Genomic DNA, 16,326 nt, shown 5'->3' with positions numbered 1-16,326 from the left:
GGCAGGAAAGGGATCAATACTGGTTCAGATCTTTGCTTCTTTACCTGAAAAAACTGCGGTGCGGATATTTCCGGTGCCGGAGGTTGTTAAACACCATCGCCACTGCCAGCAGGATAAACACTCCTGAAAATACCGGTGACAAGACATACAGATAGCCCAGAGCCTTGATCTTTTCGCCGCCGGTAACAGCGATCAGCGCGGTAGCCCCGCCGGGGGGGTGCAGGGTTTTGGTCATCTGCATGACAACAATAGATACGGAAACTGCCAGGGCACAGGCCAGCCAGGGTTCACCTCCCGCCAGCTTCTGAACGGTGACACCGACCAAAGCGCTCAGCACATGCCCACCGATAAGGTTGCGGGGCTGGGCGAGCGGACTGTTGATGATCCCATAGATCAGTACAGAGGAAGCACCGAAGGAGCCGATCAGGTAAATGTTGTCGTTAACGACCAGATATTGGCTATTCAGCAGGCCGATGAGCCCGATACCTGTAAATGCCCCTATAAAAGTTAATATGTGTTCCTTTACATCGATAAGGGTTTCACGATACAGCACGTACCTGGCCTTGCGGAATTGCCTCCTGATCAGTCTTCTTGGCATTGGCTATTTTTTGGGCGCAAAAATAACATATTCGGTCATTATCTTCCGCCCGTATCCTGTTTAATCAGGGAAGACGTAATTCCATACCTTATTATAAAGTACCGCGGGCAAAAATGGCTTTACCACCATATCGTCCATCCCCGCGGCATATACTTCTCCGCTCACTTCTCCCGGCAGGTTAGCGGTGAGTGCGATGATGGGAATCCGGATGCCTGAAGCCCGCATAAGCCTTGCAGACTCATACCCGTCCATTACCGGCATGTGCAGATCCATCAGGACAAGACGGTGACGGGAGGTATCGAGCAGTGCCAGGGCCTGTTCACCGTTTTCGGCTACATCTACCCCCGCACCCCACGACCTGAGGAAATTTCGGGCTACCATGACATTGACCGGGTTGTCTTCCACCAGCAGGATATGGATACCCTCCAGCGGCTTTTCATCCTTATGGGGCAATTGCCGCTGCTTTTCCGGGACAACAGGTACGACCGAAAGGTGCTTTTCGAAGGTAAGATCGAAGTAGAACGTGGAGCCTTTTCCCGGGCTGCTGTTCAGTTTCAGCTCCGACTCCTGGAGTTCGAGTATCCTTTTGCAGATGGCAAGTCCCAGGCCAGTGCCCCCGAAACCTCGTGAGGTTGAAGAATCGGCCTGTGTGAAGCGTTCAAAAATGATCTTCTGGTGGGCTTCTGAAATGCCGATGCCTGTATCCTTTACCGCAAACCGCAGGCTGACGTGTTGTGCGGTTTCTCTGAGCACCTTGACGATCAGACCCACTGAACCGGCATGAGTAAACTTTATCGCGTTATGTACCAAGTTGTTAAGCACCTGAAACATGCGCGTAGGATCCCCTGTAACTTTGTTCTTCAGCGCTTCGTCCAGTTGCAGGTAAAGTTCCAGTTGCTTTTTCTCGGCTTCCGCCTGTAAACCGGTAACTACATTGGAAGCGACGGATGCAATGTCCATTTCAATGTGTTCAAAACGGACTTTCCCTGCCTCTATCTTGTTGTAGTCGAGAATGTCGTTCACGATGGTGAGCAGGTGGTTGGCGGAAAACAGCATGATCTCCAGCTGGCGGGCCTGGTCTTCACGGGGATTGTTTTCCAGGAGGATATGGCTGATTCCGATTACAGAGTTAAGCGGGGTCCTGATCTCATGACTCATATTGCTCAGAAATTCACTTTTGATCTTTAGCCCCTGTTCCGCTTCCAGTTGTGCCTTTTTCAGGACGAAGGATACCCTGTGGGAGAGCACCATGGACTGCAGGAAGAAAAAACCGATATAGCTCATAAAATTGAGCACTTGTAGCGCATGCGTAATCCCCCAGTAGTGTAAGAGCGAGATCGCAAAGACGCCCATGAGCGCAACGGAACTCCAGAGTGCATAAACAGCCCCGGGCAGCCTCCTGCGGAAGGCCTTGATGTAGATAAAGGAGGTATAGACAATACAAAAGACCATGACCACCAGGAAAGGATTGATGAGCTGGCTAAACCATACCGGCGGCATCAGCAGTGAACTGAGTGCGAAAGCAGCGCAAAGTATGGTGACAAGACCGACAGCCAGCGGACTGACAACGCTGGGATAGAGGTAGCGGGTATATAAGGCAAAAAGGCTGACGCCGAGAAAAAGACTGAGGTATTCCAGTCTTATCGTGATGTACCAGCTGAGGTCTGGAAAAATGGTATGCAGTACATAATTGTCTACTCCGGCAATACGGTAACTGAACACGATGGAGTACAGCGAGAACAGCAGGATGGCCTTATCTCGGCTGCCCCGCAGGTAGAGGCCGAGAAAAAACAGTCCGCCCATAAAAAGACATCCGGTTAGAAAGACATCTACTGCGCCGTCCCGCTGACGGGCAAGCTCCATTTTCTTCCGGTTGCCGATAGTGATCTCATCTTTAAATCCTCCTTTGTGATGCGAGAAGTTTGCCACCTGGATCAGCAGGCGGATGGTATCGGTGCGCCTGGGCAGATCTGTGTAACGATATTGCCAGTGCGGCTCGAAACCTTCGGCTGAAGTGCTTACCTTTCCGTTGGCAGCGGCAAGTTCGCCGTTGATATAGAGTGTATAAGCGGAGTAGGCGTCGGGCATACCCAGACGCAGTTCTCTTTCGCCTGGTGGGAGCAGAAGCATGAGCGAATAAGTGGCATAACCAAAGCCGGGGTTTTTCTTCCCCTTATTTTGCGGGTAAAGGTTCCAGATACCCGGAAAGTTTACATTGAACGGCGTGCTTTTCGGTTCATCTCCAGGTTTCAGCAGTTGCTGCCAGTAACATTTGAATTCTCCTGATATGGCCAGTATTTCTGAAAAATTTTCCTGACGGAGATCCAGTACGCCATTTTTTGCATAAACCTTGCGGCTGGCTTCAGGCGGATGTGCCGAAAGGCGGCCCGTCGCCACAAAAAGCAACAGACAGATGAAAGATAGTGCCCTGGTTTTTCTTATAGTCATTGGCAACAAGTCAATTAAAAACAACAGGGTAATGAAAACGTTATATATTGAAAGCTAATATAATATTAATCTATGATAAAGAAACCACTTTTTCTGGCCATGCTGTTTGCAGGATGCATAGCAGCCTGTAACAGCGAAAAAAAGGACAACCAGGCAGCAGACAGCACGGAACTGATCGCGGAGGATACGACCTTTACAGCGACCCAGCCGAAAGACGGACAGTCTGAGGAAAGCCACCGCACCGAGTGCTATGCCTATGTAAAGGGCAGGGATACGGTGATGATGCAGCTAAATGTGGCTGCAGAAGAATACACGGGTACGCTGAGCTATAATTTTTATGAAAAGGACAAGAACAAGGGAACCTTTTCGGGGGAAATGAAAGGCGACACGCTGATCGCGGAATACATCTTCGATTCGGAAGGCATGCGATCGGTACGTGAGGTAGTGTTCCTGAAAAGGGACGGTAAGCTGGTGGAAGGTTTTGGCGATGTCGTGCAAAAGGAAACAAAGACGGTCTTTAAAGACCGGTCGAAACTGAAATTCGGAGATGCAGTGGTTTTGTCTGAGATCACCTGCAAATAAAGGCAGCTTCAGTAAACGCTAAAAACCCTCGAATTTTTCCCAGAAGCCATCTTTGGGCAGCCTGGCAAAGATGCTGACCGGTTCTTTTTTTACCGGATGGATAAATTCGAGTCTGCGGGCGTGAAGGCAGATGCTGCCTTTGCGGCTGCCGCGGGGATAGCCGTATTTGTTATCGCCGACGATGGGGCAGCCCATGGTGGAAAGCTGCACCCGGATCTGGTGCGAACGGCCGGTAAGCGGGTCTACTTCAATCAGGTAATAACCATCCAGTTCGCCAATGAGCCGGTAGCTGAGTTCACAGCGCTGACTTCCGGGCACTTCTTTATCGTATGGGGTGACGACGTTTTTCTGCGGGTTCTTAATGAGCCAGTGAACCAGCGTACCGAAGGGCTTTGCCGGTTTGCGGCGAACGACGGCCCAATAGGTCTTTTTAACTTCCCGGTTCTTAAAGATCTGGTTCATCCGCTCCAGGGATTTGCTGGTTTTGGCAAAAAGGATGACCCCGCTGACAGGACGGTCTAAGCGGTGTACCACGCCGAGAAAAGCTCCGCCCGGCTTGTTGTATTTAGTGGCGATATACTTCTTGACCTGCTCGTCCAGGGGCTCGTCACCAGTCTCATCGATCTGTACGATATCACCTGCGCGCTTAAGGACAGCAATGAGGTGGTTATCTTCGTAAAGGATGTCTTTATCGGTTACAGGCATCAATATGGTTCTTTCTCTCTGCTGGTTTAATATTGCTCTTTTTCGCTGGGGAAGTCCCTGGCCTTTACATCGCTGATATAGGATTGGGCGGCACCTTTGATACCTTCATAAAGGTCAAGGTACTGACGGAGAAAACGCGGTTTGAAGCCCTTGGTAAGCCCGATCATATCGTTGACCACCAGTACCTGTCCGTCACAATGGGTCCCCGCACCGATACCAATGGTGGGGATATGCAGGTTTTCGGTGACCTCCCGGGCCAGCAATGCGGGGATCTTTTCCAGTACGATACCAAAACACCCTGCCTGCTGCAGAGCCATGGCATCGCTGCGCAGCTTTTCTGCCTCTGCCTCTTCCTTTGCCCGGACAGTATAGGTACCGAACTTATAAATAGACTGCGGGGTAAGCCCCAGGTGGCCCATGACGGGAATGCCTGCGGTGATGATGCGGGAAACGGATTCCGTGATCTCCACCCCACCTTCGAGTTTCACACCATGCGCGCCGGACTCTTTCATAATGCGGATAGCGGAATTGAGGGCTTCCTTGGAATTTCCCTGGTAACTGCCGAAAGGCAGGTCTACGACAACGAAGGCACGGCTTGCGCCCCTGACCACACTCTGGGCATGGTAGATCATCTGATCAAGGGTGATGGGCAACGTGGTCTCGTGCCCGGCCATGACATTGGAGGCAGAGTCGCCCACCAGTAAAACATCGAGGCCCGCATCGTCAAGGATTATAGCCATCGAGTAGTCGTAAGCGGTGAGCATGGCGATTTTCTCGCCCCGCAGCTTCATCTCCTGAAGGGTATGCGTGGTTACACGCTTAACTTCTTTATTTACAGACATGGTGATCTTGTTTTGTCAGGCAAAATTAGTTTTTACATTTGATAAAGGCGGACATTAAAAAAAATTGGAGGATAATGTTACAAAGCCTTATATTTGTACCCCGAAATGAACGGATTCTACTACAGCACATCCTCCTTTTTTTACACCTTAAAATTTTCTTTGTTACATGACTAATTACACAAAATTACCTGCGGTTTTGTTACTGGCCGATGGCACCGTTTATTATGGAAAAGCTGCCGGAAAGATCGGGACGACTACAGGTGAGATCTGCTTTAACACCGGAATGACAGGGTACCAGGAAATCTTTACCGACCCATCTTACTATGCGCAGATCATGGTGACTACCAATGCCCATATTGGTAATTATGGCATCCATAAGGATGAGGTAGAGTCAGAAAGCATCAAGATTGCGGGCCTGGTCTGCAAGAACTATAACATCGGTTATAGCCGCAAGGGTGCTTCCGAATCGATACAGGACTATTTCCAGGATGAAAATATTGTAGGTATTTCAGATATAGATACCCGTGCACTGGTGCGCCACATCAGGCACAAGGGTGCGATGAACGCCATCATTTCGTCGGAGATCACGGATCTGGACGAGCTGAAAAGCAGGCTTGCGGAAGTTCCGTCAATGGACGGACTGGAGCTTTCTTCTGTAGTATCGACCAAGGAGCCTTACTATTACGGTTCGCCTGAGGCGAAGTATAAGATCGCAGCGCTGGACCTGGGTATCAAAAAGAACATCCTGCGCAACTTCGACGACAGGGATGTCTATGTAAAGGTGTTCCCGGCCAAAACCACTTTTGAGGAAATGAACGCATGGGGTGCAGATGGCTATTTCATTTCGAATGGCCCTGGTGACCCTTCAGCAATGCCTTATGCGATCGAGACCGTGAAGCAGGTACTGGCGGCGGACAAACCAATGTTCGGGATCTGCCTGGGCCATCAGCTGCTGGCAGAGGCAAACGGCATCGGCACAATGAAAATGTTCAACGGACACCGTGGTTTGAACCACCCGGTTAAAAATATCATTAAAGACCACTGCGAGGTGACTTCCCAGAACCACGGATTTGGTGTGGTTCCTGAGGATGTACGCAACTCGGATAAAGTGGAGATCACCCACATCAACCTGAATGACCAGTCTATCGAGGGGATCAGGGTAAAGGGCAAGAAGGCTTTTTCTGTGCAGTATCACCCGGAATCTTCTCCGGGCCCGCACGATTCACGCTATCTTTTTGACGATTTTGTGGACCTGCTGAAAGGCGGTGAGGGCTGGTAAACAGATGGGCACCCGGGCAATCATCAGTGTAAAGGACCTGGTCAAAAAATATGACGACTTCACCGCGGTGAAGGGGCTCAGCTTTGAGGTGTTTGAAAACGAGATATTCGGCTTGCTGGGGCCTAACGGCGCCGGCAAGACGACCACCCTGGAGATCATAGAGACTTTGCGTGAAAAGACTTCGGGTGAGGTCTGGGTAGATGGCCTTTCTGTGGATACGGACGCGGGTAAGATCAAACAGCTGATCGGCGTTCAGTTGCAGGCGGCGGGCTATTATCCAAACCTGAACCTGGTCGAGCTGATCGAGCTTTTTTCCGGGCTGTATGGTTCGGACGTGAAACCGATGGAGATGCTGGAAAAGGTGAACCTGCAGGACAAGGCAAAGGCAAAATACAAGGCACTTTCGGGTGGTCAGAAACAGCGGTTTTCCATCGCTACGACGCTGATCAATTCTCCCAAGATCATTTTCCTGGATGAACCCACTACCGGGCTTGACCCCCAGGCCAGGCGCAATCTCTGGGACCTCATTACAGAAATCAGGGACCAGGGTACTACGGTAGTGCTGACGACACATTATATGGATGAGGCAGAACAGCTTTGTGACCGCGTGGCCTTTGTGGAGAAAGGCGAGATCATGGTGCTGGATACCCCTGACAACCTGATCGATCAACTCGTAAACAGTGGTTTTGAGCGTAAGAAGGAAGTGAAGAAGGCCAACCTGGAGGATGTTTTCATCAGCCTGACGGGGAAAGAATGGCGGGAGGGTTAATATAACACAGATGAACAGACCTTATAGTAACACCAAAGCAACGCTGGCCCTTGCCAAGGCAAGTTTCCGCTCGATCATGCGCAGCCCTTCGGCGGTTGTATTCACACTGGCTTTTCCATTGATCTTTATCCTGGTATTCGGCTTCCTGGGTGGCGGCCGCGTACGTGTGGATGTAGCAATAGCTCCTGGTTCGGATTTACAGAACCCGGTGATCGCGGCACTGGAAAAGATAAGCGTGGTACACCTCATCCGCGACAAGAGCACCGAGGAGATCAAAACGGCACTGGAAAAGGGTAGTTATGATGCGGTGATCGACGTGCGCAGAAATACGGGACAGCCTGCCTTTCTGGCCAGTGTGCAATATACTTCGGCCTCTGTGGATAAGGGAAATATCCTGAAATCGGTGCTGAACAATTTAATCTATTCGGTAAATGCGCAGGACAGGGCACCTGCGGTGGCTGAGCTGAAAGAAAGCACTGTACAGGGCAGGGTTTACCGTACCATCGATTTTATCCTTCCCGGGCAACTTGGGTTTTCCCTGCTCAGCACCGGTGTATTCGGCACGGCCTTCGTGTTTTTCAGCCTGAGGCAGAACCTGGTAATCAAGCGCTTTTTCGCTACTCCGGTAAAACGGTCGAGCATTGTGTTCGGGGAAGGTATTGCCAGGATCGGTTTTGCATTACTTGGTGCAGTATTCATTATCCTGGTCGGACATTTTTGCTTTCACTTTACGCTGGTTCACGGCGCGGTCACGGTGATCAATATGCTGTTGCTCTCGCTGATGGGCCTGATCGTATTCATGGGCTTTGGTTTTGTGGTGTCGGGTATCGCCAAAAGTGAAAGTACGATCCCTCCTATTTCCAATATCATTACTTTGCCGCAGTTCCTGTTATCGGGTACTTTCTTTTCTATTGAGGCCTTTCCCTCCTGGTTACAGCCCATCAGCAGGGCTTTGCCACTGACCTACCTGAACGATGCGATGCGGAAGGTCGCTTTTGAGGGTGCGGGACTGTGGGATGTGAAACAGCAAATCCTGATCATTGCTGTTTGGGGCATAGGCGTTTACGCGGTGGCGGTGAAGGTTTTCAAGTGGGAATAAAATTTAATTTCGGTCACGAAAATTTAAAATTTATTATAACTTTGGAAGCCGTCCTGGTAATTGTACTTTGTACACTAAGACCAATGGCTGATTAACTAAAAAAACCAATAAAAATGAGTTTAATAATTGATGTTCGTGCACGGCAAATCCTTGACTCCCGTGGCAACCCTACGATCGAAGTAGACGTAATTACAGAAAATGGCGTACTTGGCCGTGCAGCAGTACCTTCCGGTGCTTCTACCGGCGCCCACGAAGCTGTTGAGCTTAGGGACGGTGACAAAAAAGTTTACCTGGGCAAAGGTGTGCTGAAAGCTGTAGCCAATGTAAATGACAAGATTGCCGCTGAACTGAAGGGTATTGACGTATTCGAGCAGAATGCGATCGACAGCCTGATGATCAGGCTGGACGGAACTGAAAATAAAGGTAACCTGGGTGCAAATGCGATTCTTGGTGTTTCCCTGGCTGTGGCTAAGGCTGCTGCGCAGGAAAGCCGTCAGCCGCTGTACCGTTACATTGGTGGTGTGAATGCCAATACCCTGCCGATCCCGATGATGAACATCGTCAATGGCGGATCTCACTCTGATGCACCTATCGCATTCCAGGAGTTTATGATCATGCCGGTTGGCGCTTCTTCTTTCTCTGAGGCCCTGCGCTGGGGTGCTGAGGTGTTCCACAACCTGAAATCTATCCTGCATGACAGGGGGCTTTCTACTGCTGTGGGTGATGAAGGTGGTTTTGCACCTACCTTTGACGGCACTGAAGACGCAGTTGAGACCATCCTGAAAGCGATCGAGAAAGCTGGCTATAAGCCCGGCGAGCAGATCTGCCTTGCTTTCGACTGTGCGGCTTCTGAATTCTATAAGGACGGAAAATACGATTATACTAAATTTGAAGGCGACAAAGGAGCTATTCGCACCAGCGCTGAGCAGGCCGACTACCTGGCTTCCCTGACTGAGAAATATCCGATCATTTCGATAGAAGATGGTATGGGTGAAGACGACTGGGCAGGCTGGAAGCTGCTGACCGAGAAGATCGGTGACCGCGTACAGCTGGTCGGTGACGATTTGTTTGTAACGAATGTAAAGCGTCTGCAAACAGGTATAGATAACGCTACGGCCAACTCTATCCTGGTTAAGGTAAACCAGATCGGTTCACTTACAGAAACCATCAATGCGGTTTCGCTGGCACAGACCAATGGCTATACTTCTGTAATGTCACACCGTTCCGGTGAGACCGAGGATGTGACCATCGCCGACCTGGCTGTAGCGCTGAACTGCGGACAGATCAAGACAGGTTCTGCTTCACGTTCTGACAGGATCGCTAAATACAACCAGCTGCTTCGTATTGAAGAAGAACTGGGCGATGCGGCACGTTTTATCGGCAAAAATTTTAAGTACGCCATTAAGAAGTAATCCGCTTACAGATCAGGAACTGACTTTTCCTGACAGACAAGTACAAAAACCCCGGAAATCCCGGGGTTTTTTATTTTGTAATTTTTGCAGTTTTCAGAGGAAAATATATAAGTTTACAATAAGTCCCGCTATGGTTTGTATAAACCAGGCAATTATCAAATTAATTATTTAAAGAATAATGGAAAAATTCACTAAATTAAAAGAGCTTGTTGCAGCAGCTGAAGCTGATGCAGGAAAATTTTACAGTGCGGCAAATGGTGCAGCAGGAACACGCACCCGGAAGGCTATGCAAGACATCAAAACACTTGCACAGGAAATCCGCAATGAAATTACGGAGAAGAAAAACGCGAAGTAAGATCGGTCACGTTTTAATAAGCCCTGTAGGAGATACGGGGCTTTTTTTTGTTTAAATTGGCCAGTTTTACCCTTCGCGATGGCCATATGTGGATAAGTGGAAGATTTTTTTGCGGATACGCAATGACTTTTTATAACTTTGGTAGTATGGAACGTCTACTGGAACTTGCCCGCAATAAATATTTCCTGGCCGTGGCTGCTTTCGCAGTATGGATGTTGTTTTTTGACAAAAATGATGTCATTGCACAATATGAATACAGGAGCGCAGTGAATAAGCTCCAGGAAGAAAAGGACTTCTATGTCAAAGAAATCGCCAAGGTAAAAAAAGATCTTGACGAACTGAATACCGACCTGGGAACCGCCGAAAAGTTCGCCAGGGAAAAGTACTTCATGAAGAAGGACAATGAGGATGTCTTTGTGATCGTTAAGGAACATCCCAAAAACTAAGTACCCTACTCCGGCAATGTGTTTCCTGTAGCGTGATGGCTGATCAGTACCTGAATTTGGGTAAAGTGATCTTGTACCTGACAACGATGATCCTGAAAACGAATATGAAGGCGATGACAACAATCTTTGCCACGTTTTCTCCTAAGTTGAAATAAAGCAGTATAAAATACAGGACCCCACCTAATATACAGGCTGTGGCATAAACTTCCTGGCGGAAGATCAGTGGAATCGTATTGAGCAATGTGTCTCTGATGATCCCTCCGAAGCATCCTGTAATGGTGCCCAGTGCAATGCAGATGCCCGGACTGAGGCCGAAGGTAATTGCCTTTTGTACGCCAAACATGGTAAACAAGCCCAGTCCCATAGAATCGAACAAAAATAACGTGACCTTAAATTTCTTGATGTGCGTTTTGAAAAAGATCGTTGCAATAGAGGTAAGCAGGATCAGCAGCGAGTAATTGACGTTACGCATCCAGGCCACAGGGGTATCGCCCAGAAGGAGGTCACGTACGGTACCCCCTCCTATAGAGGTAACAAATGCGATGATCAGTACGCCAAAAGGATCCAGCCTGCGCTGCATGGCAGCAAAGGACCCTGATATGGCGAAGGAAATAGTCCCCAGTATCTCGATGGCATCCATGGTATCGATCTGCATAAGCCTGTTTTTAAGTTTCCCCGTTCTGTTTGCGCAGGAACCATTCCGCGCTTAACAGCAGCAGGATGAGGGCGAACACCCATTTAAAGTTAATAAGTTCGCGGTAATTCCGGTCTTCATAGCTGATGGTCCTGATCTGCTCATTCGCCCTGATTTCATCTGCTATTTTCAACAGGTTGACGGGCATATATAGCTTACCGCCGGTTTGTGAAGATAAAGTATGCAGAAGCTGATGGTTCGCAATTGTCTGCTGAAATTCTGTATTGAGCAGTTGTATATGAAATTCACCTTTCGCCGAATACGCTGCATTCCCCAACCTGACGGACGCCTCATAGCGATAACTGCCGGCTGGTAATGCGCCCGCATCGAGCTGATAGGTGTTTTCCTTCTTTGAGAAAAGGAACCGGTAACGTTTGCCGGCATCGTTCTGCAGCGAAATACTGACATCCGGGGTATTGACGGCCTGATAACTGTCGTTGTACAGTACTGCATTGAGGATCACGTTCTCGTTTTCTTCAAAGGTAGCCTTAGCCGGGTAGACCCTGAACTTACGTTTGTCATCCCTTACAGAAAGGTACTGAACCGTTGCGCTGATCAACTGATCGGTGACGCCTGCGCGTGCAGGATCTTCTGCTTCGGACAACCTCCAGCGCCAAAGCCCTTCACCTGCGAGATAGCCGGCCTTGCGTCCATTGTCGTTGCTGAAAAAAAGCAGGGGCTGGCCGGTTCTGATCTTACCGATACGCTGGGTAAGTGCTACCGTAGCAGTGGAAAGAGGTACAATTTTACCCAGGGGGGCCTGCAGGGGATCGAAGGACGCAAGTACTTTCGCAGCTGCCGGATGCAGGCTGAACAAGGTAAAACTGGGATCTGGTTCGGCAAAAACATCCTGGAGCGTAGTCGTGGTGCCATTGTAAGTCGCCTGCTTTTGGACCTGGTTAAAGTCACTGAGGCTACTTTGCGCCCCCAGGATATACCAGGCCGGGGTATTGCTCCGCTGCAAGGCCGAAACCAGGCCCTTTCCCTCCTGATGAATACCGGGAAGCTGATATAGGATGACCAGACTATAACCGTCAGGGTTAGCCGCATCGGCCTCCTGGCCAATGGCCACCTTCAGTTCGTAATTTTTATTGCTGGAAATCGCCTGCTTTAAGGCAGAAAGATCGGGATGAGGCCCTGCTGCCGCCAGTAAAACCTTATTCCGGGCGTCAATTACTTCAATGAAGATCTGCTGTGTATTGTTTTGTATGGAGATTTCACCTGGCAGGCTGCCCAGGCTCAGGGTATATTTCTGCAGGCCAAGTTTCTTTGCCTTTAATTTGAGCGGTATCTGTTGCACAAAGGCTTCTGAAGTGATGTCTACACGGCTTTCGAGTACCGGTTTGCTGCCTTCGGTAACAGTTAACCGCGCTGCAGTTCCTTTTGCCGCAAAAGCCTGAATCTGTACTTCTATCGTAAATTCGTTGTCGAGGTAAACCAGGTTGTTGTAGTTTACATTGGCAATAAGCAAATCCTTTTTGGGAACTGTATCGCCCAAAGCGATGGTATAAACCGGAGCCTTAAGTCTTTCTGCCTCGGCCAGGGGGCTGCCCCCCCGGTTAAAAATACCGTCGGTGGCCAGTATGACCGCTCCCACATTACGGTTCACCAGGCCATCCACGATCTGGTTCATAAACCGTGTGCCGTTGGTAAACGTACCCTTGCCGGCGAATTCAAACCCATTGCCTACACGATCACTGAAATGATAGACCTTTACATCATAGTCTTTACTGAGTTGTTCTTTGAGTGCTTCCAATTGCTGCCGGTAACGTTTGGGATCGAAACCCGCAGGACTGACCTGGCTGACGGAAAGGGAGTTATCCTGGCCGATGACGATCACCGGCTTTTCCAGGCGGTAAGCAATGCTCCTGACCAGGGGAAAAAACAAAAGGAAGCCGATTCCAGTAATCACCAGGCTGCGTAAAACGGCAAGGCCCAGCCGCAGCGGCTTATCCAGATGGCTGGACCTGCCGTAAAGCAGCCAGGCCAGAAGGATACCTGCAAGCAGGCTTCCCAGTAAAGTAACTATGGTGAAAGCGCCATCCATGGCTACAACATGCCGCCGCAGACTGAGATCACCTGTCCGGTTACATAAGCGCTCATATCCGAAGCCAGGAATACGCATACGTTGGCCACATCGTCAGTCTCTCCCGCACGTTTCAACGGGATTCCCTCTTCCCAGCCCTGTACTACCTTAGGATCAAGCACGTCGGTCATTTCGGTGCGGATGAACCCTGGTGCAACTACGTTTGTACGGATGTTTCTTGAGCCAAGTTCCTTTGCTACCGATTTAGAGAAGCCGATGATACCTGCCTTTGAGGCCGCATAATTGGCCTGACCGGCATTGCCCTGGACACCTACGACAGAGCTCATATTGATGATAGATCCCTTGCGGGCCTTCATCATGACCTTGGATGCCGCCTTGGTGACATTGAAAACTGACTTCAGGTTAACGTCCAGTACTTCGTCCCAGTTTTCCTCGGTCATACGCATCAGCAGGCCATCTTTGGTAATACCGGCATTGTTTACGACGATATCTATGGTACCAAAATCGGCGACGACAGCATTGATCAGCTGTTCTGCCTCAGCAAATTTCGAAGCATCGGAACGGTAACCTTTTACCTTGGTGCCAAAGGACTGCAGTTCCTCCTCAAGTGCCTGTCCTTTTTCTACCGATGAAAGGTAAGTGAAGGCCACGTTGGCACCCTGTTCTGCAAATTTCTCGGCGATCTTGCGGCCGATACCTTTAGATGCACCTGTAACCAGTGCCGTTTTTCCTGCTAATAACTTCATGTTGTTAATTTGAATATTTTTATTTGGTTGAATATACGAATCGGTGTCAAATGTTTAGCCTTTGAGTGCAGGCTCCTGCTGGCTGAGGCAATGGAAGCTGCCCAGTCCCCAGATGATATCGGTGGAATCAATACCGACCACCTTACGGTCGGGGAAGACACTGCGAATGATGGCCAGGGCCTTTTCATCGTTGACATCGCGAAAGGTGGGTACAATGACCGCTGCATTGGCAATGTAAAAATTGGCATAGGAAGCCGGCAACCGGGTATCTTCATAAATAACCGGAGACGGCATGGGCAATTCAATGATCTGCAGCGGACGTCCATCGGAAAGGCGCATTTTCCGGAGTGTTTCCAGGTTTTCCTGCAGCAGGAGATAGTTCTCGTCGAGCGGGTTGCTTTCTACTACGGTCAGTACAGTGTCCTCATTGACAAAACGGGTAATGTCATCGATGTGGCCATCGGTATCATCCCCTACGATGCCATCACCCAGCCAGAGCACTTGTTCCACTCCGTAATATTCCCGAAGGTATGTTTCGATCTGTTCCTGACTGTATTCAGGATTTCTGTTCTCATTAAGCAGGCAGGCCGTAGTGGTCAGAACCGTACCGGCCCCGTTGAACTCTACGGAACCGCCTTCCATGACAATGCCCGGATGGAATACCGGCAGGCCGAAATGTCCGGCAATACGGGTCGGAATGACATCATCCAGGTCATAAGGAGGATATTTACCGCCCCAGGCGTTGTAGCCCCAGTCCACAACGGCTTTTTTTGTCCCCGCCGCATTGAGCAGGAACGCAGGGCCATGATCGCGGCACCAGGCATCGTTACTGGGATTAAAATGGAATTCGATCTGGCTGAGGTCTGCACCTGCTGCTTTAAGTTTGCTGACCGCAAATGCCCTGGTCGCCTCATCATTGATATTGATCCTGACCTTTTCACCTGCAGCCACTTCTTTGATAAATTCACAGTAGGGTGCATAAATGGCATCGATCTTACCGGGCCATGAGGCTTCTTTATGGGGCCAGCTGAGCCAGGTGGCTTCATGCGGGGTCCACTCTGCGGGAAAGCTGTAGCCCTGCTTTTTAGGGCTGTTACTGAATTGTGCTTCGTTAAAAGAGGACATGCTATTGGTTATGCTTCGTCGTCAATGTATCTTTTGGTAATCTGAGAATAGCTGTCTATGCGGCGGTCGCGCAGGAAAGGCCAGTGGGTGCGGTAACTGTCCGATTTGGCCAGGTCCAGCTCCACTACTTTCAGGGTTTCCTCATGGTGGGGAGCCTGGTAGAGTACCGTGCCGAATGGATTGGCGACAAAAGAGCCGCCCCAGAAGTCAACGCCTGCTTCATGCCCGACCCTGTTGACGCTTACCACCGGAATACCATTGGCAACAGCGTGCGAGCGCTGAATGGTCTGCCAGGCGTTGTACTGTTCCGTATTCGTGTCCTGGTCCTGTGTAGTTGCCCAGCCGATGGCTGTAGGATAGAAAAGAAAATCAGCCCCCATAAGGGAAGTAATACGGGCAGCCTCCGGATACCACTGGTCCCAGCAGATCAGCACACCTATTTTGGCATATTTTGTTTTGAATACCTTATAACCGAGGTCTCCCGGAGTAAAGTAGAATTTCTCATAGAACCCCGGGTCATCCGGAATGTGCATCTTACGGTATTTTCCAAGGTAAGCCCCGTCTGCGTCGAGCACTGCTGTTGTATTGTGATAGAGGCCTTCTGCACGCTTTTCAAATAAGGACGCAACGATCACGACGCCGAGTTCTGCCGCTACTTTCGATAGAGTATCGGTTGAAGGTCCCGGAATGGCCTCTGCAAGCGCGAAGTTGTCATAATTTTCCTCGTCACAAAAATAGAGGGAAGTGAAGAGTTCCTGAAGGCATACGATCTGCGCACCCTGGGCCGCAATTTCCCTGATCTTTGCTACTGCCTTATCTAAATTTTCCTGCTTATTGCTGGTACAGCTCATCTGCACCAGGCCAACTTGTATTTTTGCCATGCCTTGTCAACATCTGTTTTGCCGCAAAGTTAGCAAAAAAATAAAAGACGCCTGCTGTAGGTTCAAGACGACATACTGTCCTGATATTCCTGCCGCAACTGAAATAAACAAAAAGAACACAGGCAGCCGTCGTACTGCTCGCCGATGTATTCCATTTCGTTCAGTGTAAGCTGTACCTCGCTGCACTGACATTTGGTATAGGAATTGGCCTTGCATTCGATCGGAGCGCTACAACGCTCGCAGGAAATGATCTCGTGTTTAATCATTTATCTGCAAAGGTACGATGTTTTATGGCATC

17 protein-coding genes are annotated in these 16,326 nt (G+C 49.7%); 7 read left to right on the top strand and 10 right to left on the bottom strand.

Translation table 11 applies throughout. The annotated features are described in order from the left end of the window. Positions 1–40: 40 nt before the first annotated feature. The gene (locus P2W84_RS09495; protein WP_276089879.1) at positions 41–598 is read right to left on the bottom strand and encodes an HPP family protein; all 558 of its coding nucleotides are present in this window, start codon (positions 596–598) and stop codon (positions 41–43) included. Positions 599–658: 60 nt separating this feature from the next. Continuing rightward, positions 659–3,046, bottom strand: a complete 2,388-nt coding sequence (locus P2W84_RS09490) for an ATP-binding protein (RefSeq protein ID WP_276089878.1) — start codon at positions 3,044–3,046, stop codon at positions 659–661. Between the two features lie 72 nt (positions 3,047–3,118). Between P2W84_RS09490 and P2W84_RS09485 the strand changes: the two genes are divergently transcribed. Next, positions 3,119–3,628: a hypothetical protein gene (locus P2W84_RS09485; protein WP_276089877.1), complete on the top strand. Its 510-nt coding sequence runs from the start codon at positions 3,119–3,121 to the stop codon at positions 3,626–3,628. Between the two features lie 18 nt (positions 3,629–3,646). Here P2W84_RS09485 and P2W84_RS09480 read toward each other — a convergent pair whose 3' ends face one another. Further along, the gene (locus P2W84_RS09480; protein ID WP_276089876.1) at positions 3,647–4,333 is read right to left on the bottom strand and encodes an RluA family pseudouridine synthase; all 687 of its coding nucleotides are present in this window, start codon (positions 4,331–4,333) and stop codon (positions 3,647–3,649) included. 26 nt (positions 4,334–4,359) lie between these two features. Next, complete coding sequence (panB, locus tag P2W84_RS09475; protein WP_276089875.1) at positions 4,360–5,175, bottom strand: 3-methyl-2-oxobutanoate hydroxymethyltransferase; 816 nt, start codon at positions 5,173–5,175, stop codon at positions 4,360–4,362. A 166-nt stretch (positions 5,176–5,341) separates the two neighbouring features. Between panB and carA the strand changes: the two genes are divergently transcribed. The 6 genes from carA (at position 5,342) to P2W84_RS09445 (ending at position 10,535) form a co-directional block, all read left to right on the top strand. Then, entirely contained in the window at positions 5,342–6,454 is a 1,113-nt protein-coding gene (gene carA / locus P2W84_RS09470) for a glutamine-hydrolyzing carbamoyl-phosphate synthase small subunit (RefSeq protein ID WP_276089874.1), read from the top strand. Between the two features lie 4 nt (positions 6,455–6,458). Beyond that, positions 6,459–7,223, top strand: a complete 765-nt coding sequence (locus tag P2W84_RS09465) for an ABC transporter ATP-binding protein (protein ID WP_276089873.1) — start codon at positions 6,459–6,461, stop codon at positions 7,221–7,223. Positions 7,224–7,233: 10 nt separating this feature from the next. Beyond that, the gene (locus tag P2W84_RS09460) at positions 7,234–8,322 is read left to right on the top strand and encodes an ABC transporter permease (RefSeq protein ID WP_276089872.1); all 1,089 of its coding nucleotides are present in this window, start codon (positions 7,234–7,236) and stop codon (positions 8,320–8,322) included. A gap of 113 nt (positions 8,323–8,435) precedes the next feature. Beyond that, positions 8,436–9,734, top strand: a complete 1,299-nt coding sequence (gene eno, locus P2W84_RS09455) for a phosphopyruvate hydratase (RefSeq protein ID WP_276089871.1) — start codon at positions 8,436–8,438, stop codon at positions 9,732–9,734. Positions 9,735–9,912: 178 nt separating this feature from the next. Beyond that, positions 9,913–10,089, top strand: coding sequence for a histone H1 (locus P2W84_RS09450; RefSeq protein WP_276089870.1), 177 nt, complete (start codon positions 9,913–9,915; stop codon positions 10,087–10,089). Positions 10,090–10,235: 146 nt separating this feature from the next. Further along, positions 10,236–10,535: a septum formation initiator family protein gene (locus P2W84_RS09445; RefSeq protein WP_276089869.1), complete on the top strand. Its 300-nt coding sequence runs from the start codon at positions 10,236–10,238 to the stop codon at positions 10,533–10,535. Positions 10,536–10,578: 43 nt separating this feature from the next. Here P2W84_RS09445 and P2W84_RS09440 read toward each other — a convergent pair whose 3' ends face one another. The 6 genes from P2W84_RS09440 to P2W84_RS09415 form a co-directional block, all read right to left on the bottom strand. Beyond that, positions 10,579–11,190 (bottom strand): trimeric intracellular cation channel family protein, encoded by a 612-nt coding sequence (locus P2W84_RS09440; RefSeq protein ID WP_276089868.1) that lies wholly within the window; start codon positions 11,188–11,190, stop codon positions 10,579–10,581. A 10-nt stretch (positions 11,191–11,200) separates the two neighbouring features. After that, complete coding sequence (locus P2W84_RS09435) at positions 11,201–13,276, bottom strand: hypothetical protein (protein WP_276089867.1); 2,076 nt, start codon at positions 13,274–13,276, stop codon at positions 11,201–11,203. Positions 13,277–13,278: 2 nt separating this feature from the next. Beyond that, positions 13,279–14,022 (bottom strand): 3-oxoacyl-[acyl-carrier-protein] reductase, encoded by a 744-nt coding sequence (gene fabG / locus P2W84_RS09430; protein ID WP_276089866.1) that lies wholly within the window; start codon positions 14,020–14,022, stop codon positions 13,279–13,281. Positions 14,023–14,076: 54 nt separating this feature from the next. Beyond that, positions 14,077–15,147 (bottom strand): agmatine deiminase family protein, encoded by a 1,071-nt coding sequence (locus tag P2W84_RS09425; RefSeq protein ID WP_276089865.1) that lies wholly within the window; start codon positions 15,145–15,147, stop codon positions 14,077–14,079. A gap of 8 nt (positions 15,148–15,155) precedes the next feature. Continuing rightward, positions 15,156–16,028, bottom strand: a complete 873-nt coding sequence (locus tag P2W84_RS09420; RefSeq protein WP_276089864.1) for a carbon-nitrogen hydrolase — start codon at positions 16,026–16,028, stop codon at positions 15,156–15,158. A 62-nt stretch (positions 16,029–16,090) separates the two neighbouring features. Beyond that, positions 16,091–16,294: a cysteine-rich CWC family protein gene (locus P2W84_RS09415; protein ID WP_276089863.1), complete on the bottom strand. Its 204-nt coding sequence runs from the start codon at positions 16,292–16,294 to the stop codon at positions 16,091–16,093. Between the last annotated feature and the right edge of the window lie 32 nt (positions 16,295–16,326).

The sequence above is a fragment of the Pedobacter sp. JY14-1 genome (assembly GCF_029269825.1).
Taxonomy (GTDB): domain Bacteria; phylum Bacteroidota; class Bacteroidia; order Sphingobacteriales; family Sphingobacteriaceae; genus Pedobacter.
This window is presented reverse-complemented; position numbering and strand designations above follow the sequence as displayed.